Origin of the sequence: Streptomyces sp. BK340 (assembly GCF_007827595.1) — a bacterium.
Taxonomy (GTDB): domain Bacteria; phylum Actinomycetota; class Actinomycetes; order Streptomycetales; family Streptomycetaceae; genus Streptomyces.
Genome location: NZ_VISR01000038.1, coordinates 34,861 through 50,147, shown reverse-complemented (window position 1 = coordinate 50,147; position 15,287 = coordinate 34,861). Strand labels below are relative to the sequence as shown.

General features: G+C 71.6%; 18 protein-coding genes and 1 pseudogene. 11 read left to right on the top strand and 8 right to left on the bottom strand.

The genetic code is table 11. The annotated features are described in order from the left end of the window. Positions 1-54 precede the first annotated feature (54 nt). Complete coding sequence (locus tag FB157_RS42300) at positions 55-984, bottom strand: DMT family transporter (protein ID WP_186581929.1); 930 nt, start codon at positions 982-984, stop codon at positions 55-57. A 74-nt stretch (positions 985-1,058) separates the two neighbouring features. Between FB157_RS42300 and FB157_RS42295 the strand changes: the two genes are divergently transcribed. After that, on the top strand, positions 1,059-1,961 hold the full coding sequence (locus FB157_RS42295; protein ID WP_145886434.1) for a LysR family transcriptional regulator: 903 nt from the start codon (positions 1,059-1,061) through the stop codon (positions 1,959-1,961). A gap of 59 nt (positions 1,962-2,020) precedes the next feature. Here the strand turns inward: FB157_RS42295 and FB157_RS42290 are convergent, their stop codons facing one another. Next, positions 2,021-2,488, bottom strand: a complete 468-nt coding sequence (locus FB157_RS42290; protein WP_145886432.1) for a pyridoxamine 5'-phosphate oxidase family protein — start codon at positions 2,486-2,488, stop codon at positions 2,021-2,023. A 149-nt stretch (positions 2,489-2,637) separates the two neighbouring features. Here FB157_RS42290 and FB157_RS42285 point away from each other — a divergent pair, with 149 nt between their 5' ends. Beyond that, on the top strand, positions 2,638-3,282 hold the full coding sequence (locus tag FB157_RS42285; RefSeq protein WP_145886430.1) for a cysteine hydrolase: 645 nt from the start codon (positions 2,638-2,640) through the stop codon (positions 3,280-3,282). Between the two features lie 6 nt (positions 3,283-3,288). Here FB157_RS42285 and FB157_RS42280 read toward each other — a convergent pair whose 3' ends face one another. Further along, complete coding sequence (locus FB157_RS42280; RefSeq protein WP_145886428.1) at positions 3,289-3,810, bottom strand: Rieske (2Fe-2S) protein; 522 nt, start codon at positions 3,808-3,810, stop codon at positions 3,289-3,291. A gap of 175 nt (positions 3,811-3,985) precedes the next feature. On the opposite strand from FB157_RS42280, the gene FB157_RS42275 reads away from it, so the two are divergent. The 7 genes from FB157_RS42275 to FB157_RS42245 all read left to right on the top strand — a co-directional run bounded on the left by FB157_RS42275 (position 3,986) and on the right by FB157_RS42245 (position 10,094). After that, positions 3,986-4,750 carry a HipA family kinase gene (locus FB157_RS42275; protein WP_145886426.1) on the top strand — a complete coding sequence of 255 codons (765 nt, stop codon included), beginning with the start codon at positions 3,986-3,988 and terminating at the stop codon, positions 4,748-4,750. Continuing rightward, complete coding sequence (locus FB157_RS42270; RefSeq protein WP_145886424.1) at positions 4,747-5,196, top strand: DUF3037 domain-containing protein; 450 nt, start codon at positions 4,747-4,749, stop codon at positions 5,194-5,196. Before FB157_RS42275 ends, FB157_RS42270 begins: the two co-directional genes overlap by 4 nt. A gap of 147 nt (positions 5,197-5,343) precedes the next feature. Next, positions 5,344-6,105: a 3-oxoacyl-ACP reductase FabG gene (gene fabG, locus FB157_RS42265; RefSeq protein ID WP_145886422.1), complete on the top strand. Its 762-nt coding sequence runs from the start codon at positions 5,344-5,346 to the stop codon at positions 6,103-6,105. A 27-nt stretch (positions 6,106-6,132) separates the two neighbouring features. Next, positions 6,133-6,897: an SDR family oxidoreductase gene (locus tag FB157_RS42260; RefSeq protein ID WP_145886420.1), complete on the top strand. Its 765-nt coding sequence runs from the start codon at positions 6,133-6,135 to the stop codon at positions 6,895-6,897. 201 nt (positions 6,898-7,098) lie between these two features. Next, positions 7,099-8,676: an ABC transporter substrate-binding protein gene (locus FB157_RS42255; RefSeq protein WP_145886417.1), complete on the top strand. Its 1,578-nt coding sequence runs from the start codon at positions 7,099-7,101 to the stop codon at positions 8,674-8,676. Positions 8,677-8,758: 82 nt separating this feature from the next. Next, positions 8,759-9,442: a uracil-DNA glycosylase gene (gene ung, locus FB157_RS42250; protein ID WP_145886416.1), complete on the top strand. Its 684-nt coding sequence runs from the start codon at positions 8,759-8,761 to the stop codon at positions 9,440-9,442. 130 nt (positions 9,443-9,572) lie between these two features. Then, positions 9,573-10,094, top strand: coding sequence for a hypothetical protein (locus tag FB157_RS42245; protein WP_145886414.1), 522 nt, complete (start codon positions 9,573-9,575; stop codon positions 10,092-10,094). Positions 10,095-10,116: 22 nt separating this feature from the next. Here FB157_RS42245 and FB157_RS42240 read toward each other — a convergent pair whose 3' ends face one another. The 3 genes and pseudogenes from FB157_RS42240 to FB157_RS42230 form a co-directional block, all read right to left on the bottom strand. Next, a complete protein-coding gene (locus FB157_RS42240) occupies positions 10,117-10,590 on the bottom strand; it encodes a hypothetical protein (RefSeq protein ID WP_145886412.1) in 474 nt (157 codons plus the stop codon). 115 nt (positions 10,591-10,705) lie between these two features. After that, a complete protein-coding gene (locus tag FB157_RS42235) occupies positions 10,706-11,218 on the bottom strand; it encodes a DinB family protein (protein WP_145886410.1) in 513 nt (170 codons plus the stop codon). A 43-nt stretch (positions 11,219-11,261) separates the two neighbouring features. Further along, positions 11,262-11,474: pseudogene (locus FB157_RS42230) on the bottom strand (TetR/AcrR family transcriptional regulator); the annotation flags it as partial. 108 nt (positions 11,475-11,582) lie between these two features. Here FB157_RS42230 and FB157_RS42225 point away from each other — a divergent pair. Continuing rightward, positions 11,583-12,494, top strand: coding sequence for a Gfo/Idh/MocA family protein (locus FB157_RS42225; RefSeq protein ID WP_145886408.1), 912 nt, complete (start codon positions 11,583-11,585; stop codon positions 12,492-12,494). Here FB157_RS42225 and lnt read toward each other — a convergent pair. Then, positions 12,412-13,977 (bottom strand): apolipoprotein N-acyltransferase, encoded by a 1,566-nt coding sequence (gene lnt / locus FB157_RS42220; RefSeq protein ID WP_145886406.1) that lies wholly within the window; start codon positions 13,975-13,977, stop codon positions 12,412-12,414. The genes FB157_RS42225 and lnt overlap by 83 nt on opposite strands. An 83-nt stretch (positions 13,978-14,060) precedes the next feature. Continuing rightward, entirely contained in the window at positions 14,061-14,543 is a 483-nt protein-coding gene (locus FB157_RS42215; protein ID WP_145886404.1) for a nuclear transport factor 2 family protein, read from the bottom strand. Positions 14,544-14,634: 91 nt separating this feature from the next. Here FB157_RS42215 and FB157_RS42210 point away from each other — a divergent pair, with 91 nt between their 5' ends. Then, positions 14,635-15,258, top strand: coding sequence for a DUF4291 domain-containing protein (locus FB157_RS42210; protein ID WP_145886402.1), 624 nt, complete (start codon positions 14,635-14,637; stop codon positions 15,256-15,258). Positions 15,259-15,287: the final 29 nt, after the last annotated feature.

Below are 15,287 nucleotides of genomic sequence, written 5' to 3'. Positions count from 1 at the left end.
GGCGTGGGCGCGACGAGCCGCGGCGCACCCGCACCGCGCAAGCACCTCGCCCGGTCAGGCCTTCCGCTTCACCTGGGTGAGCGCGGCCCCCGCAAGCACGATCACCGCCCCCACCGGCGTGGTCCAGCGGAGCGACTCCCCGAGGATCGCCACCCCCGCGGCCGTGGCGATGACCGGGATGAAGTACGTGACCATCTGAGCCGTGGTGGGCCCGACCTCCGCGACCAGCCCGTACTGGATGAGAACCGCCAGCCCCGTGCCCAAGGCCCCCAGCGCGGCGATCGCCAGCAGCGGAACGAACGAGAAGTGCGTCGGAAGGCTGGTGAACAGAGGCGTCACAACGGCCAGCTGAACGGTCGCCAGCAGAAGCTGCGCCCCCGTCATCGCCAGATGCGAGTTCCCCGTCCCCGCCAGCGTCCGCCGCACATAGATCCACCCGATGGGATAGCTGAGCGAGGCCGACAGGGCCATGGCGGTACCCGTGGCGTCGAGCCCGTGGAACCCCTGCCACGCACCGAGCACCGTCAGCACCCCCAGGAAGCCCAGGCCGAGGCCGGCGAAGCGAACCCGCGTGGGGCGGTCCTCCGACAGCGCGACGAGGGACAGCGCCATGCCCCACAGCGGCGAGGTGGCGTTGCAGATTCCCGCCAGGGTGGAGGGGATGGTCAGCTCCGAGTAGGCGAAGAGGGAGAACGGCAGCGCGTTCAGGAAGAACGCGGCGACCGCCATGTGCCCCCAGACCCGCGCCCCCCGCGGCAGCCGCTCCCGCTTCACGGCCATCGTCGCCGCCAGTACCGCCGTACCGAAGACCAGCCGGCCCAGGGTGACCTGGAACGGCGCGTAGCCCTCCGTGCCCACCTTGATCAACAGGAAGCTGAAGCCCCAGATCAGCGAGAGGGCGCCGAAGCGCAGCCGCCAGTCGAGGCGGGGGCGGGGGCGGGCAGGGGCGGGGGACTGGGTTCGGGGTGCGGTGACCGTGCTCATGGCATCAACGATGCTGGAGGCAACCTCGTAGCACAATCGAGATTCTCCACCCAGTATCTCGTAGGATTGCTTACATGTTGAACCTGGAGCGCCTGCGGACCCTGGACGCCCTCGCCCGGCACGGCTCGGTCAGTGCCGCCGCCGAGGCGCTGCACGTCACCACGTCCGCGGTCTCGCAGCAGCTGGGCAAGCTGGAGCGGGAGGTCGGGCAGCAGCTGCTGGCCAAGAACGGCCGGGGCGTGCGGCTCACGGACGCGGGACGGCTGCTGTCCGAGCACGCGGCCCGCATCCTCTCGCAGGTCGAGCTGGCCCAGTCCGACCTGGAGGCGCACCGCGGCCAGGTCGTCGGCGAACTGCGCCTCTCGGCGTTCCCGACCGCCGCCCGCGGCCTCTTCCCGACCGCGCTCGGCGCCCTGCGCGCCCAGCACCCGGGGCTGCGGGTGCGCTCCAGCGAACTGGAGCCGGAGCAGGGCATCGCCGGGGTCGTGCGCGGTGACCTCGATCTCGCGGTCGTCCTCGACTGGTACAACAAGCCGATGCCCGTGCCGGACGGCCTCGTCAAGGCTCCGCTGCTGGACGACGCGGCCGACGTCGCCCTGCCGGTCGGGCACCGGCTCGCGGGCCGGGACGAGGTGGACCTCGCCGAGTTCGCGGAGGACGAGTGGATCACCTGGGGCGAGGGCGAGTTCTGCCACGAGTGGCTGATGTTCACGCTGCGTTCGAAGGGCATCGAGCCGATCGTCGGCCACCGGGCCGGCGAGACCCACACCCAGCTCGGCCTGGTCGCCGCCGGGCTGGGCGTGTGCATCGCACCGCTGCTGGGCCGTCACCCGGTGCCGCCGGGCATCGTCATGGTCCCGCTCCAGCAGCGCGTGCGCAGGCACGTGTACGTCGTCTGGCGCGCGGACGCCGACCGCCGCCCGTCGATCCGGGCGGCGGTCGAGGCCCTGCGGGTGTCGGCACGGCAACTCGACTGAGCGCCGCGCAGCGAAGGGTGCTTCATGCGCCGGCTTCCGGCCGGTGTACCGGGGCGACCCTAGGCGCCCAGCTTCCGGAAGTCCCAGGACACGATCTTCTCCGGGGTCAGCCGCGCCCAGGCGTGCCGGCCGTCGTGCGGCATCTCGTCCAGGCCGAAGTTCTTGCGGGCGAACAGCGTCTCCGCCGTGTCGAGTTCGGCGCGCAGCTCGCCGGTCCGCGGCACCTCGCCGACGAACTCCACCCGCCCGGACAGCTCGACGCCGCGCAACTGGTCGTACTCCTCGCCCGAGTCGACCACGACCGCCACCCGCGGATCGCGGCACAGCTGGGCCCAACGCCGGCTGCGCACCACCGAGTACAGCCACAGCGAGGTGCCGTCCCAGGCGAACCAGAGCGCGCTGACATGCGGCGCGCCGTCCGCCGAGACGGTGGCGACCCGGCAGGTGCGCTGGCTGGTCAGGAACTCGTCCAGCTCACCGGGCGTCATCATGATCTTCCGGCCCCGGCGCTGCTGAGTGACGGTCATACGGCCCCCTCTTCTCCCACGTCGTGCCAGAGGACTTCCGAGTGCTGTTGATCCTCTGACATCACGTCAGAAAAGGGAATGGGTCGACTTCCGCTGTTGCCCCGTTGTGGTTACTCTCACCGCCCCGCACCTCGGCGAACGGAGGCGCCATGCCGTCGTACGAAGAGCTCGGCGAACTGCTCGATCCCGCGAGCACGGTCCTGCTGACCGTGGAGTGCCAGCAGGGGGTGGTCGGCCCGGACAGCGCGCTGCCCGAACTCGCCCGCGAGGCCCGCGCCTCCGGTGCCCTGCACAACGTGGCCCGGCTGGTCGCCGCCGCGCACGAGAGCGGGGTCCAGGTGATCCACGCCCTCGCCGAACGCCGCCCGGACGGCCGTGGCGCGAACCGCAACGCCCGGCTCTTCCGTGCCGCCGAACGGCTCCCCGTCCAGCAGTTGACCGGCACCGCCGCGGTGCGGGTCGCGCCCCCGATCGAGGTCACCGGGGAGGACTTCGTCGTGCGACGGCTGCACGGCCTGTCCCCGGTCCAGGGCACCGAGGTCGACGCGCTGCTGCGCAACCTCGGGTGCCGCACCCTGGTCGTCAGCGGCGTCTCGGCCAACGTGGCCGTGCCCAACGCGGTGTTCGACGCGGTCAACCGCGGCTACACCGCCGTCGTCCCGGCCGACGCCATCGCGGGTGTGCCCGCCGACTACACCCCCGCGATGATCCGCAACACCCTCGCCCTGGTCGCCACGGTCACGTCCACGGACGAGGTGCTCCGCTGCTTCGGACGGCCGCGCCGGCGGCCGTGACGCGGCTCAGGCCAGCTTGATCTCGTCGCCGGAGACGGTGATCTTCGCGGCGGGCAGCGGCTGGGTCGCGGGCCCCTGCTTCACGCTGCCGTCCTCGGCGGAGAAGTGGCTGTTGTGGCACGGACAGACGATCACGCCGTTGGCCACACTGCTCACCGCGCAGCCCTGGTGGGTGCACTTCGACGAGAACGCCTTGTAGCTGCCCGCCGCGGGCTGGGTGACCACCACGCCGTGGTCCTTGAAGATCTTGCCGCCGCCCTCCGGGATGTCCGTGGTCTTGGCGAGGGCCGTGCCGCCGGCCGAACCGCCCGAGGTCGAGGAACCGGTGTCCTGCGAGGCCCCGGTGGATCCCGTGGAGCCGGTGGTCCCGGTCGTGCCGGCCGAACCGGACCCGGTGTTGACGGTGTCGGACGAGTTGTCGCCCGAACCGCAGGCGGTCAGCGCGGCGGCGAGCCCGGCCGCTCCCGCCGCCGCCATGACGCTACGACGGGCCGGTCCCGATTCGGGCTTGAGCGATGCGCTGGTCATGTGGACGTTCCCTTCCGCGGAGCTTCTCGTGATCCGTCCAGGGGTACGGTCCTCGGGCACCACCTGTTCAGACGGGCACCCAGATCCTTGCCCACCGGGGGTGAGACGGCCGTAAGCCACGCCTGTCGACAAGCTGTCGGGTGGGGCGCCGCTCCCGCGACAGTAACCTGGGGCGATGCTCAAGGAAGTCACCGTGACCCGCTACATCACGCCGCTGCGTGAGGGCGGCTCCTTGCCGGGGCTCGTCGAGGCCGACGACTTCGGGACGTACGTCATGAAGTTCACCGGCGCCGGACAGGGCCGCAAGACACTGGTCGCCGAGGTCGTCTGCGGCGAACTCGCCCGCCGGCTCGGATTCCGGATGCCCCGCCTCGTCACCGTCGAGCTGGACTCCGTCCTGGGGCTCGGCGAGCCCGAGCAGCAGGTGCAGGAGCTGCTCCGGTCCAGCGGTGGCACCAACCTCGGCATGGACTTCCTCTCCGGCGCCCTCGGCTACGACCCGCTCGCCTTCCCGGTGAGCCCCGAGGAGGCCGGGCGGATCGTCTGGTTCGACGCGCTGATCAACAACGTGGACCGCTCCTGGCGCAACCCGAACCTGCTCGTGCACCGCGGCGAGCTGTGGCTCATCGACCACGGCGCCACGATGATCTGGCACCACAACTGGCCCTCCGTCGAGGCCTCGGCGGCCCGCCCCTACGACGCCTCCGACCACGCCCTCGCCCGGTTCGCCCCGGACGTGACGGCCGCGGCGGCGGAGCTGGCCCCCAAGGTCACCGAGGACCTCCTGGCCGAGGTCACCGCCGAGATCCCCGACGCCTGGCTGGCCGGCGAGCCCGGCTTCGACACCCCGGACGACCTGCGGCGGGCCTACGCGCGCCCCCTGCTCGCCCGGGCGGCCGTCGTCGCCGAGCGCATCACCGGTATCGAGGAGGGCAAGTGAGCGAGACCCGCATCCACATGGCCGGCCATGTGGTCGAGCGCCACATCACCCGGGCGGGCCAGGGCGGCGACCGGGACGTGTTCGAGTACGCCGTGCTGCGGGTCGTCCCCCGCGTCGAGCGCGGGGAGTGCATCAACGCGGGCGTGGTCGTCTACTGCCGCGCCCAGGCCTACGTCGGCGCCCGCATCCATCTGGACGAGGCCCGGCTGCTCGCCCTCGACCCCGGCGCCGACGTGGCCGGGGTGCGGGCCGCGCTCGCCGCGATCGAGCGTCACTGCGCGGGCGGCGAGGCGGCCGGACAGGCGGCCGGCGACGACGCGGGCCGCCGCTATCGCTGGCTGATCGCGCCCCGCTCCACGGTCGTCCAGCCCGGACCCGTGCACACCGGACTGACCACCGACCCGGCGGCCGAGACCGAGCGTCTGCTGGATCTCCTGGTGAGGTAATGGATCACACCACCCGGTGTCCCGTTGACACCGGGTGCCAGGACTTCTAGCGTCACGTGTGCTGAAGGTACTAAGCGGTCGCTCACCGCATCGCACGGGCTCCCTCAAGGGCCAGACAGGTTCTCTCAAGGGCGAGGAGAAGCAGCAATGTCCACCACTGAACAGCGGGTCGCGATCGTCACCGGCGCGGCGCGCGGTATCGGCGCCGCAACCGCGGTACGACTGGCCGCCGAGGGTCGCGCGGTCGCCGTGATCGACCTGGACGAGGCCGCCTGCAAGGAAACGGTCGAGAAGATCACCGCGGCCGGCGGCAAGGCCGTCGCGGTCGGCGCGGACGTCTCCGACGAGGCGCAGGTCGAGGCCGCCGTCGCCCGGGTCGCGGCCGAGCTGGGCGCGCCGACGATCCTGGTCAACAACGCGGGCGTGCTGCGCGACAACCTGCTGTTCAAGATGAGCGTCTCCGACTGGGACACCGTCCTGAACGTCCACCTGCGCGGTTCGTTCCTGATGACCAAGGCGGTCCAGAAGCACATGGTCGACGCGGGCTTCGGCCGGGTCGTCAACCTGTCCTCCTCCTCGGCGCTCGGCAACCGGGGCCAGGCGAACTACTCGGCCGCCAAGGCGGGTCTGCAGGGCTTCACCAAGACCCTCGCCATCGAGCTGGGCAAGTTCGGCATCACCGCCAACGCCGTCGCCCCCGGCTTCATCGCCACCGAGATGACCAAGGCCACCGCCGACCGTGTCGGCATGGGCTTCGACGACTTCAAGAAGGCCGCCGCCACCCAGATCCCCGTGCAGCGCGTCGGCGAGCCCGAGGACATCGCCAACGCCATCGCCTTCTTCACCGGCGAGGCCGCAGGCTTCGTCTCCGGCCAGGTCCTGTACGTGGCCGGCGGACCGCTCGACTAGCGAACTGGGACACAGGAGTACACGGACATGACTGAACTCCCGGAGCTTTCCGGCAAGGTCGCGCTGGTCACCGGCGCGAGCCGCGGCATCGGCTACGGCGTCGCCGAGGCGCTGGTCGCCCGCGGTGACCGCGTCTGCATCACCGGCCGCAACGAGGACGCCCTGAAGGAGGCCGTCGAGCAGCTCGGCGCCGAGCGGGTCATCGCCGTCGCCGGCAAGGCCCACGACCTCGCCCACCAGGCCGAGGCCGTCGAGCGCACCATGGAGGCCTTCGGCCGCGTCGACTTCCTGGTCAACAACGCGGGCACCAACCCGGTCTTCGGCCCCATCGCCGACCTCGACCTGGACGTGGCCCGCAAGGTGTTCGAGACCAACGTGATCTCGGCGCTCGGCTTCGCCCAGAAGACCTGGCACGCCTGGCAGAAGGACAACGGCGGCGCGATCGTCAACATCGCCTCGATCGCGGGCCTCGCGCCCTCGCCGTTCATCGGTGCCTACGGCGTCAGCAAGGCCGCGATGATCAACCTGACCCAGCAGCTGGCGCACGAGTTCGCGCCCGGGGTGCGGGTCAACGCGATCGCCCCGGCCGTCGTGAAGACCAAGTTCGCGCAGGCCCTGTACGAGGGCCGGGAGGCGGAGGCGGCCGCCGCCTACCCGCTCGGCCGGCTCGGCGTGCCCTCCGACATCGGCGGGGCGGCCGCGTTCCTGACCTCGACCCAGTCCGACTGGGTCACCGGCCAGACGCTCGTCGTGGACGGCGGCATCTTCCTCAACGCCGGCGTGGGCGCCTGACCTCCTGCGTCCGGTTGTCTCGTTCGGGCGCCGTTTCCCAGCGGAACGGCGCCCGAAACACGTCAAACGGTACGCACAGCGCAATGACAACGTCGTCATAGCACAATCGATCAAGAACGCCCGCCACCGGGGTGGTTCAGACCCCCGGACGCTGCGGTATGGTCTGCCGACCCTTGGTATGGCAGATCGAGGAGCGTGCGCGTGTTCAACCGGAACCGATTCCTGCGGAGAGTCGCGGCGATCGCGTCCATATCCCTGGTGGCCGGCTGCAGCCTGCTGTCCGACGGCGATCCCGACAGCAAGGGCCCCATCGTCGTGGGCACCACCAGTGCGCCCAGCACGCTCGACCCGGCCGCTGCCTGGGACGGCTCCTGGGAGCTGTACCGGAACATCTTCCAGACGCTTCTCGCCTATCCGAACGGCGCCACGACTCCCCAGCCCGACGCCGCCGAGAGCTGCTCCTTCACCGACTCCAGCAGCCGCACCTACCGCTGCAGGCTGCGCGAGGGCATGAAGTTCGCCGACGGAGACACGCTGGACGCGAAGGCCGTCAAGCACTCCATCGACCGCATCCGCACCATCAACGCCCCCGGCGGCCCCGCCGGACTCCTCGGCAGCCTGGAGAGCGTGGACACGGCCGGCGACCGCGAGGTGGTCTTCCACCTCAACCAGTCCGACGCCACCTTCCCGTTCGTGCTGGCCACCCCGGCCATGTCGATCGTCGACCCCGACGACTACCCCGCGAACTCCCTGCGCAAGGACAACAAGGTCTACGGCTCCGGGCCGTACGAGCTGCAGTCCTACGAGGAGGGCAAGGAGGCCGTCCTGGTCCGCAACGACCACTACGACGGCTTCGCCGACCGCCAGAACGACGCGGTGACCATCCGCTACTTCCAGGACTCGGCCACCATGGTCAAGGCCCTGCGCGACAAGCAGATCGACGTCACCTACCGCGGTCTGGCCGCCGACGACATCATCGCCATGCAGCGGCACGGCAACACCGACCTCCAGCTGGTCGACGGCGCCGGCACGGACATCAGCTACCTGGTGTTCAACCCCAAGGACCCATGGGCCAAGCAGTCCGCCGTCCGCAAGGCCGTCGCCCAGGTCGTCGACCGGGGCGCCATCGCGCACAAGGTCTACAAGGACACCGTGGACCCGCTGTACTCCATGGTTCCCAAGGGCCTCACCGGCCACACCACGGCCTTCTTCGACGACTTCGGCGACCCGAGCGTCTCCAAGGCCCGCAAGATCCTCCAGACCGCGGGCATCACCCAGCGCGTCCCGCTCACCCTCTGGTACACCACCGACCGCTACGGCTCCGAGACGGCCCTGATGTTCCAGGAGCTCAAGCGGCAGCTGGACGACTCCGGCCTGTTCTCGGTCACCCTCAAGAGCCGTCCCTGGAAGACCTACGTGGTCGGCTACCAGAAGGGCGAGTACCCGGTGTTCGGCCGCGGCTGGTTCCCGGACTTCCCCGACGCGGACAACTTCATCGCGCCGTTCGTCGGCGAGAAGAACGCCCTCGGTACGCCCTACGACTCGAAGCAGATCACTTCGGTGCTGCTGCCCCGCTCACGCGCCCAGAGCGACCGCGCCAAGGTGGTCAAGGACCTCAAGCAGGCCCAGCAGATCATGGTGGACGACGCCCGGCTGATCCCGCTGTGGCAGGGGCGGCAGTACGTGGCGGCCACCGACGACATGTCCGGCGGCGAGCGCGCCCTCGACCCGTCGACGATCATGATGATGTGGGAGCTGCACCGCAAGACCAGCTGGTGAATCCGGCTCACGGCACCGGTTGTCAGTGGTCGCCTGTAGGTTCTTGAGCCGGCAAGTGACCGCACATCGTGAGGACGTTGACGTGACCGACATCGCCATGCTGCCCGAGTCCTGGCGCGGGGTTCTGGGCGACGAGCTGCAGCAGCCCTACTTCAAGGAGCTGACGGAGTTCGTCGAGGAGGAGCGGGCGAAGGGTCCGGTCTACCCGCCGCGCGAGGAGGTCTTCGCCGCGCTGGAGGCGACGCCGTACGAGAAGGTCAAGGTGCTCGTCCTCGGCCAGGACCCTTACCACGGCGAGGGCCAGGGCCACGGACTGTGCTTCTCCGTCCGCCCGGGGGTGAAGACCCCGCCCTCCCTCCGGAACATCTACAAGGAGATGCGGGAGGAGCTGGGTCTGCCCGTCCCGGACAACGGCTATCTGATGCCGTGGGCCGAGCAGGGTGTGCTGCTGCTCAACGCGGTGCTCACCGTCCGGGCCGGCGAGGCCAACTCGCACAAGGGCAAGGGCTGGGAGAAGTTCACCGACGCCGTCATCCGGGCGGTCGCCTCCCGGCCCGACCCGGCGGTCTTCGTGCTGTGGGGCAACTACGCGCAGAAGAAGCTCCCGCTGATCGACGAGACCCGGCACGTCGTGGTCAAGGGCGCGCACCCCTCGCCGCTGTCCGCGAAGAAGTTCTTCGGCTCCCGCCCGTTCACGCAGATCAACGAGGCGATCGCCGCGCAGGGCCACGAGGCGATCGACTGGACCGTCCCGAACCTGGGCTGACCTGCCCCGCGGGCGGCCCCGTGTCGTACGGGGCCGCCTGCCCGGGATTGCCGTCCCCGCCGGTTAGCGTCGGGACGGACAGCTGACCGCACAGCCGGCCAGAAAGCCGACGACGGCCCCGGAGGACGTGGTGGCGGAGCGACAGGAGCAGGCGGCGCCGGATGCCGTGCTGACGCGGATCGGACAGGTCGTGATGCTGCACCACGGCGGCGACCGCGAGGAGGCCCGGCACCGCTTCCTCGAGCTGTGGGCGGAGATCGGCGAGGACGGCGCCCCGCTGCACCGCTGCACCCTGGCCCACTACCTGGCCGACACCCAGGACGACCCCTGCGACGAACTGGCCTGGGACCTCAGGGCATTGTCCGCGGCGGAGGAGCTGGCGGACGGCCGCGGTACCGGTGATCCGCTGAGCGTCCGCGCCTTCTTCCCCTCGCTCCACCTCAACCTGGCCGCCGACTACGACAAGCTGGGCCGCGCCGAGGCCGCCCGCAGTCATCTGCGCCGGGCCCGCCGCGCCGCCGACTCCCTGACCGACGACGGCTACGGCGACGGCGTACGGGCGGCGATCAGCCGCCTGGAGCTGCGCCTGGGGGAGGACGGCTCCCCGGGCGGCGACTCCTGGGGCCCACCGCGACAGCGGCCCACTCCCTAGCCGTATGCCGCCACCGCCGCGGTCAACGGCCGTACGCCTGATCGCAGATCGCAGCCTCGGGGCTGTCCCCGCGCCAGCCGCCGTACCGCCTGCCGAGGGCGCACACGTCCGGGGCCTTCGGGACCGGCTGTGACACGTCCGGCACGCCGGGGTGCGGCTCGTGGGGGTGGTCCGGGCGCGGGTGCGGCCGGGGGTGTGCGGGCGGGGCCGACGGGCGGTGGGTGACCGGCGGTGCGCCCGGCGCCCGGCGCGGGGTGGCGGTCGCACGCGCGGGCCGCGGATGCTTGGACGGTCCGGCCATCTCCAGAGCCTCCCGCGCCGGTGCCTGCACCACCCGTGGCTCGGCACTGCCGTCCGGCCGGGGTGCGGACGGCTGCGAGGGCGCGGTGCCGGGCGGAGGCACCGGTGTCGCCGGACCCGGTACCGTCACACAGCCGGAGAGGGCCGAGACGGCCACGGTGAACAGGAGCGCTGTGGTGGTCGTCGTTCGATGCACCCGGGCAACTCTGGTGGGTCGGCCGCCGGATTGGCACCGCGCACCGGAGGATGCGCCCCCCGCACGGGTGAACTCGTTCCCCGTACGGAGGGTTTCGGGGCGCCGGGGATGACGTTCAGTCGCCGGTGGCGCCGTCGATCAGCTCGCGGACGAGGTCGGCGTGGCCGTTGTGCCGGGCGTACTCCTCGATCATGTGCGTGTAGATCCACCGGAGGTTGAACGGCTCATCGGTGAACCGGCTCCTGCCCCGGGAGAGATCGTCGAGCGCGAAGCCGGCCGCGTTGCGCCGGGCCGTCTCGATCTCCGCCTGCCAGGTGCCGTACGCCTCCTTCCAGGTGTCCGCCTCGGTGAGGTGGAACTCGCCGTCCCGGTCCTCCTCGGTGAAGTAGATCGGCCCCGGGTCGTCTCCCACCAGGACCTTGCGGAACCAGCCCCGCTCCACCTCGGCCATGTGCCGCACCAGGCCCATCAGGGACAGCTCGGACGGTGGCACGGACGCGGTCCGCAGCTGCTCGTCGGTCAGGCCCTCGCACTTCACGGCCAGCGTCCGGCGGTGGTAGTCCAACCAGCCCTCCAGCATGGCGCGTTCACCGGCGTTCTGGGCGGGCTCCTGGCGTTCCGTCGTCATGTCCCCATCCTCGCAACATCACGCGGGGTGCCACCAGGGGTTTTCAGGTGCCCAGCATCCCGGTCAGCAGCTCCCGCAGCCCCTTGCGGACCTCCTCCAGGCCCGGTACCTCGGCGCTGAAGGAACCGGCCGCGCACGAGAACATCAGCCCGTCCGCCCAGGCGATCACCGACAGCACATGCCGGGCCGGGTCGGTCGAGCCGACGGCGGTGAGCAGCGCGGCCGGCTGCTCCTTGAAGACGGCGCCGGTCGCGTCGCAAGGCCGGTCCCGCCCTGTTCCTGCGGAGCTTCGACGGCATCGCCGACTGGCGGCCGCCGTATGCTTCCGAGGAGGCACACGCAGGCAAGCGGTAGGGGAGTGCACGTGAAGGTCGGCTGCATCGGTCTCGGGGACATCGCGCAGAAGGCGTACCTGCCGGTGCTGGGCACCCAGCCGGAGATCGACCTCCACCTGCAGACCCGCACGCCCGACACCCTCACCCGGGTCGCGGACTCGCTCCGCCTGCCCGGGGACAGGCGGCACGCGACCCTGGACTCCCTGCTGGAGGCGGGCCTCGACGCGGCCTTCGTGCACGCGCCCACCGTCGCCCACCCGGAGATCGTCACCCGGCTGCTCGAAGCGGGCGTGCCCACCTACGTGGACAAGCCCCTCGCCCACCGACTCGCCGACTCCGAACGGCTGGTGGCCCTCGCCGAGGAGCGCGGCGTCTCGCTCTTCGTCGGCTTCAACCGGCGTTACGCCCCCGCCTACGCGCAGTGCCGGGACCATCCGCGCGAGCTGATCCTCATGCAGAAGAACCGGATCGGGCTGCCCGAGGAACCGCGCTCGATGATCCTGGACGACTTCATCCACGTCGTCGACACCCTGAGGTTCCTGGTGCCCGGTCCGGTCGACGACGTCACCGTCCGCGCCCGCACCGAGGCCGGGCTGCTCCACCACGTCGTGCTCCAGCTCGCCGGGGACGGCTTCACCGCGCTCGGCGTGATGAACCGCCTCAGCGGCTCGGCCGAGGAGATCCTGGAGGTCTCCGGGCAGGACACCAAGCGCCAGGTGCTCAACCTCGCCGAGGTCGTCGACCACAAGGGACAGCCGACGGTGCGCAGGCGCGGCGACTGGGTGCCGGTGGCCCGCCAGCGCGGCATCGAGCAGGCGGTCCTCGCCTTCCTGGAGGCGGTCCGCGCGGGCAAGGTGCTCAGCGCCCGTGACGCACTGGCGACCCATGAGCTGTGCGAGCGGGTCGTACGAGCGGTTCTCGGCCCGGCCGGTGCTGCCTGAGCGCCCGCACGCCTTCGGTGCCGCACAGCGCCGCCAGCACCAGCAGCGCGCCGTGCACCGGCCAGTCGCCGTAGCGGACGTACGGCGTGACGCCGTGCGCGAGCGGCACCTCGTACAAGCGGGCGGTGCTCGCGCCGGTGCCGAGCCACGGGCCGAGGCGCTGCCCGCCCGGGCCGTAGACGGCGGAGACGCCGGTCAGGGTGGCGTGCACCATCGGGCGGCCGGTCTCGGCGGCGCGCAGCGCGGCCAGCGAGGCGTGCTGTTCCGGAGCCCAGCTGTGCTGGAAGGTCGAGGTCGCGGACTGGCCGAGGAGGACGTCCGCACCGTCCTGGGCGAGATTGCGGCTCATGTCCGGGAACGCGGTCTCGAAGCAGATCATCGGTCCGATGCGCAGCCCGTGCCCGACGTCCATCACGACCTGTTCGGTGCCGCGCCGCCGGTCCTCGCCCGCCGCCTTGCCGACGGAAGTGGCCCAGCCGAGCAGGGAGCGGGCCGGGACGTACTCCCCGAAGGGGACGAGGCGCATCTTGTCGTACCGGGCGCCGGTCGGGCCGTCCGGGCCGATGAGCACCGAACTCTTGTAGATGCCGGGCCGGTCCGAACGGCGCGCGTCCACGTTGACCAGGATGTCCGCACCGGTCTGCCGGGACAGCGCCGCGATCCGCCGCGCCAGGTCGGGCCGGCGGCCCAGATCGAAGCCGACGCTGCTCTCGCCCCAGACGATCAGGTCGACGTGCTGCCCGGCCAACTGCCGGGTCAGCTGTTCCTCGTGGTCGAAGCGCCGGTCGCCGCCGTCCATGACGCCGGGCTGTACGACGGCGATCCGGACGCGTCCGTCGACGTCCGGGCGGGGTGCCCACGCCCAGGCCGCCGAGGTGGCGGCGGCGGTGGCGACGAGCGAGGCGAGGGCGGGTATCCGGAACGCGCGCACGGCCACCAGCATGGCGACCGCGACGTTGACGGCCACCACCAGGAAGCTGAGCAGCCACACCCCGCCCACCGACGCCAGCCGCAGTGCCGGGCCCACCTGCCACTGGCTGGAGCCGAGCATGCCCCAGGGCCCGCCGAGGCCCTGCCAGGAGCGGACCAGCTCCACCGCCAGCCACGCCGACGGCAGCACCAGCAGCGCGGCCACGCCCCGCCCCGGTGACGGCGTCCCGCCCAGGAACCGGCGGACCAGCCAGCCCCAGGGCGCCCACAGCAGACTCAGCAGCCCGGCTATCAGGAACAGGAACACGTGCAGGCTGGGCAGCAGCCAGTGGTGCACCGCCAGCATCAACCCGAAGCCGCCGAACCAGCCGTCGTACGCCGCCCGCCGTCCGGTCGGTGCCGAGCGCACCAGCAGGATCCAGGGGACGAGAGCGACGTACGCGAACCACCACAGAGAGGGCGCCGGGAACGCGAACACGGGCAGAGCGCCCGCGAGAGCGGCGGCGACGGAGCGCCGCCAGGGGGAGGTCGGCCAGCGGTCGAACGTCCTCATACGGAGTCTCCCTACCAAGGGCTGCCTCCAGTGTGCGCGCCGGAAGCGATCTCCGACAGAGGGCGTCGAGGCGGCCCGGCGGCTCACTCGGGCAGGGCCGCCGGGCTGCGCTCGGGCATCCGGCGCCACTTCTCGTGCACGACGACCTCGCGCAGTCGCCAGCCCTCCCGCGTGCGCAGCAGCCCGAAGTCGTACCGGCCGCCGCACACCAGGTCCGGCGCGCCCGAGTCGCCGTCGCCGGCGAAGCGCATCGGGTTGACGTAGTCGGCGCGCACCCGGGCGGTGTCCCCGGTGTCGTGCTCCAGGATCCCGAACCGCAGCCGCCGGTTGACGATCAGATGCTGCCGCATCGCGAACAGGTCCAGGCTCTCGGCGAGCCACCCGGCCACCCGGCCGGCCTCGCCCTCGATGCCGCCGGCGGAACGGTAGTCGGCCCGCCCGTCCGGCGTGAACAACCCTCGGTACGCCGCCCAGTCACCGTCGTCCACCGCCGCCGCGTACTCGGTGACCAACTCGTCCACGGCCAGCCGGTCCATCACGGTAGCGAGCTCCACACGCTGCGTCATCGGCACAGTGTTGGACACCGGGCGCCAGGTGCCAAGAGGCTCGCCGAATATTCGGTGGTGCGGGGGAGACCGGACGACCGAACCTGTCCTCGTGAACGATCAGTCAGTCGAACAAGCAGTTGAACCCGAGCCGAAGTTCCGGATCCGGGCCCGCCACACGGATTCCACGGTCACCGTCTACCAGGCGTACCGCCCGGAGATCGGCGGCCCCGCGGCCCGCACCGGCCGCTTCCCGGCCTCCTGGAAGCGGGACCGGATGACCTGGATCAAGCCGTCGTTCCTGTGGATGATGTACCGCTGCGGCTGGGGGACCAAGGAGGGGCAGGAGACGGTCCTCGCCGTCGAGATCGCCCGCGACGGCTTCGAGTGGGCCCTGCGCAACTCCTGCCTGTCGCACTACGTCTCCGGCCTGCACGAGAACCAGGCGGCCTGGAAACGGGAGTTGAGGCGGTCTCCGGCCCGTGTCCAGTGGGACCCGGAGCGGGACCTGCACCTCAACGCGCTGCCGCACCGCTCGCTGCAGCTCGGTCTCGCGGGCGAGGCGGCCGCCCGGTACGCGGACGAGTGGATCGTCGGGATCGAGGACGTGACACCGCTGGCGACGGAGATCCACGGGCTGGTGCGGGCCGGCGACCTCGACCGCGCGGCGGAGCTGCTGCCGCAGGAGCGGCCGTACACCGTGACCGACGAGGTGCTCGCGCATCTGCGCGCGTAGCGTCGCGGGCCGGGCACCGGCTCCGGACT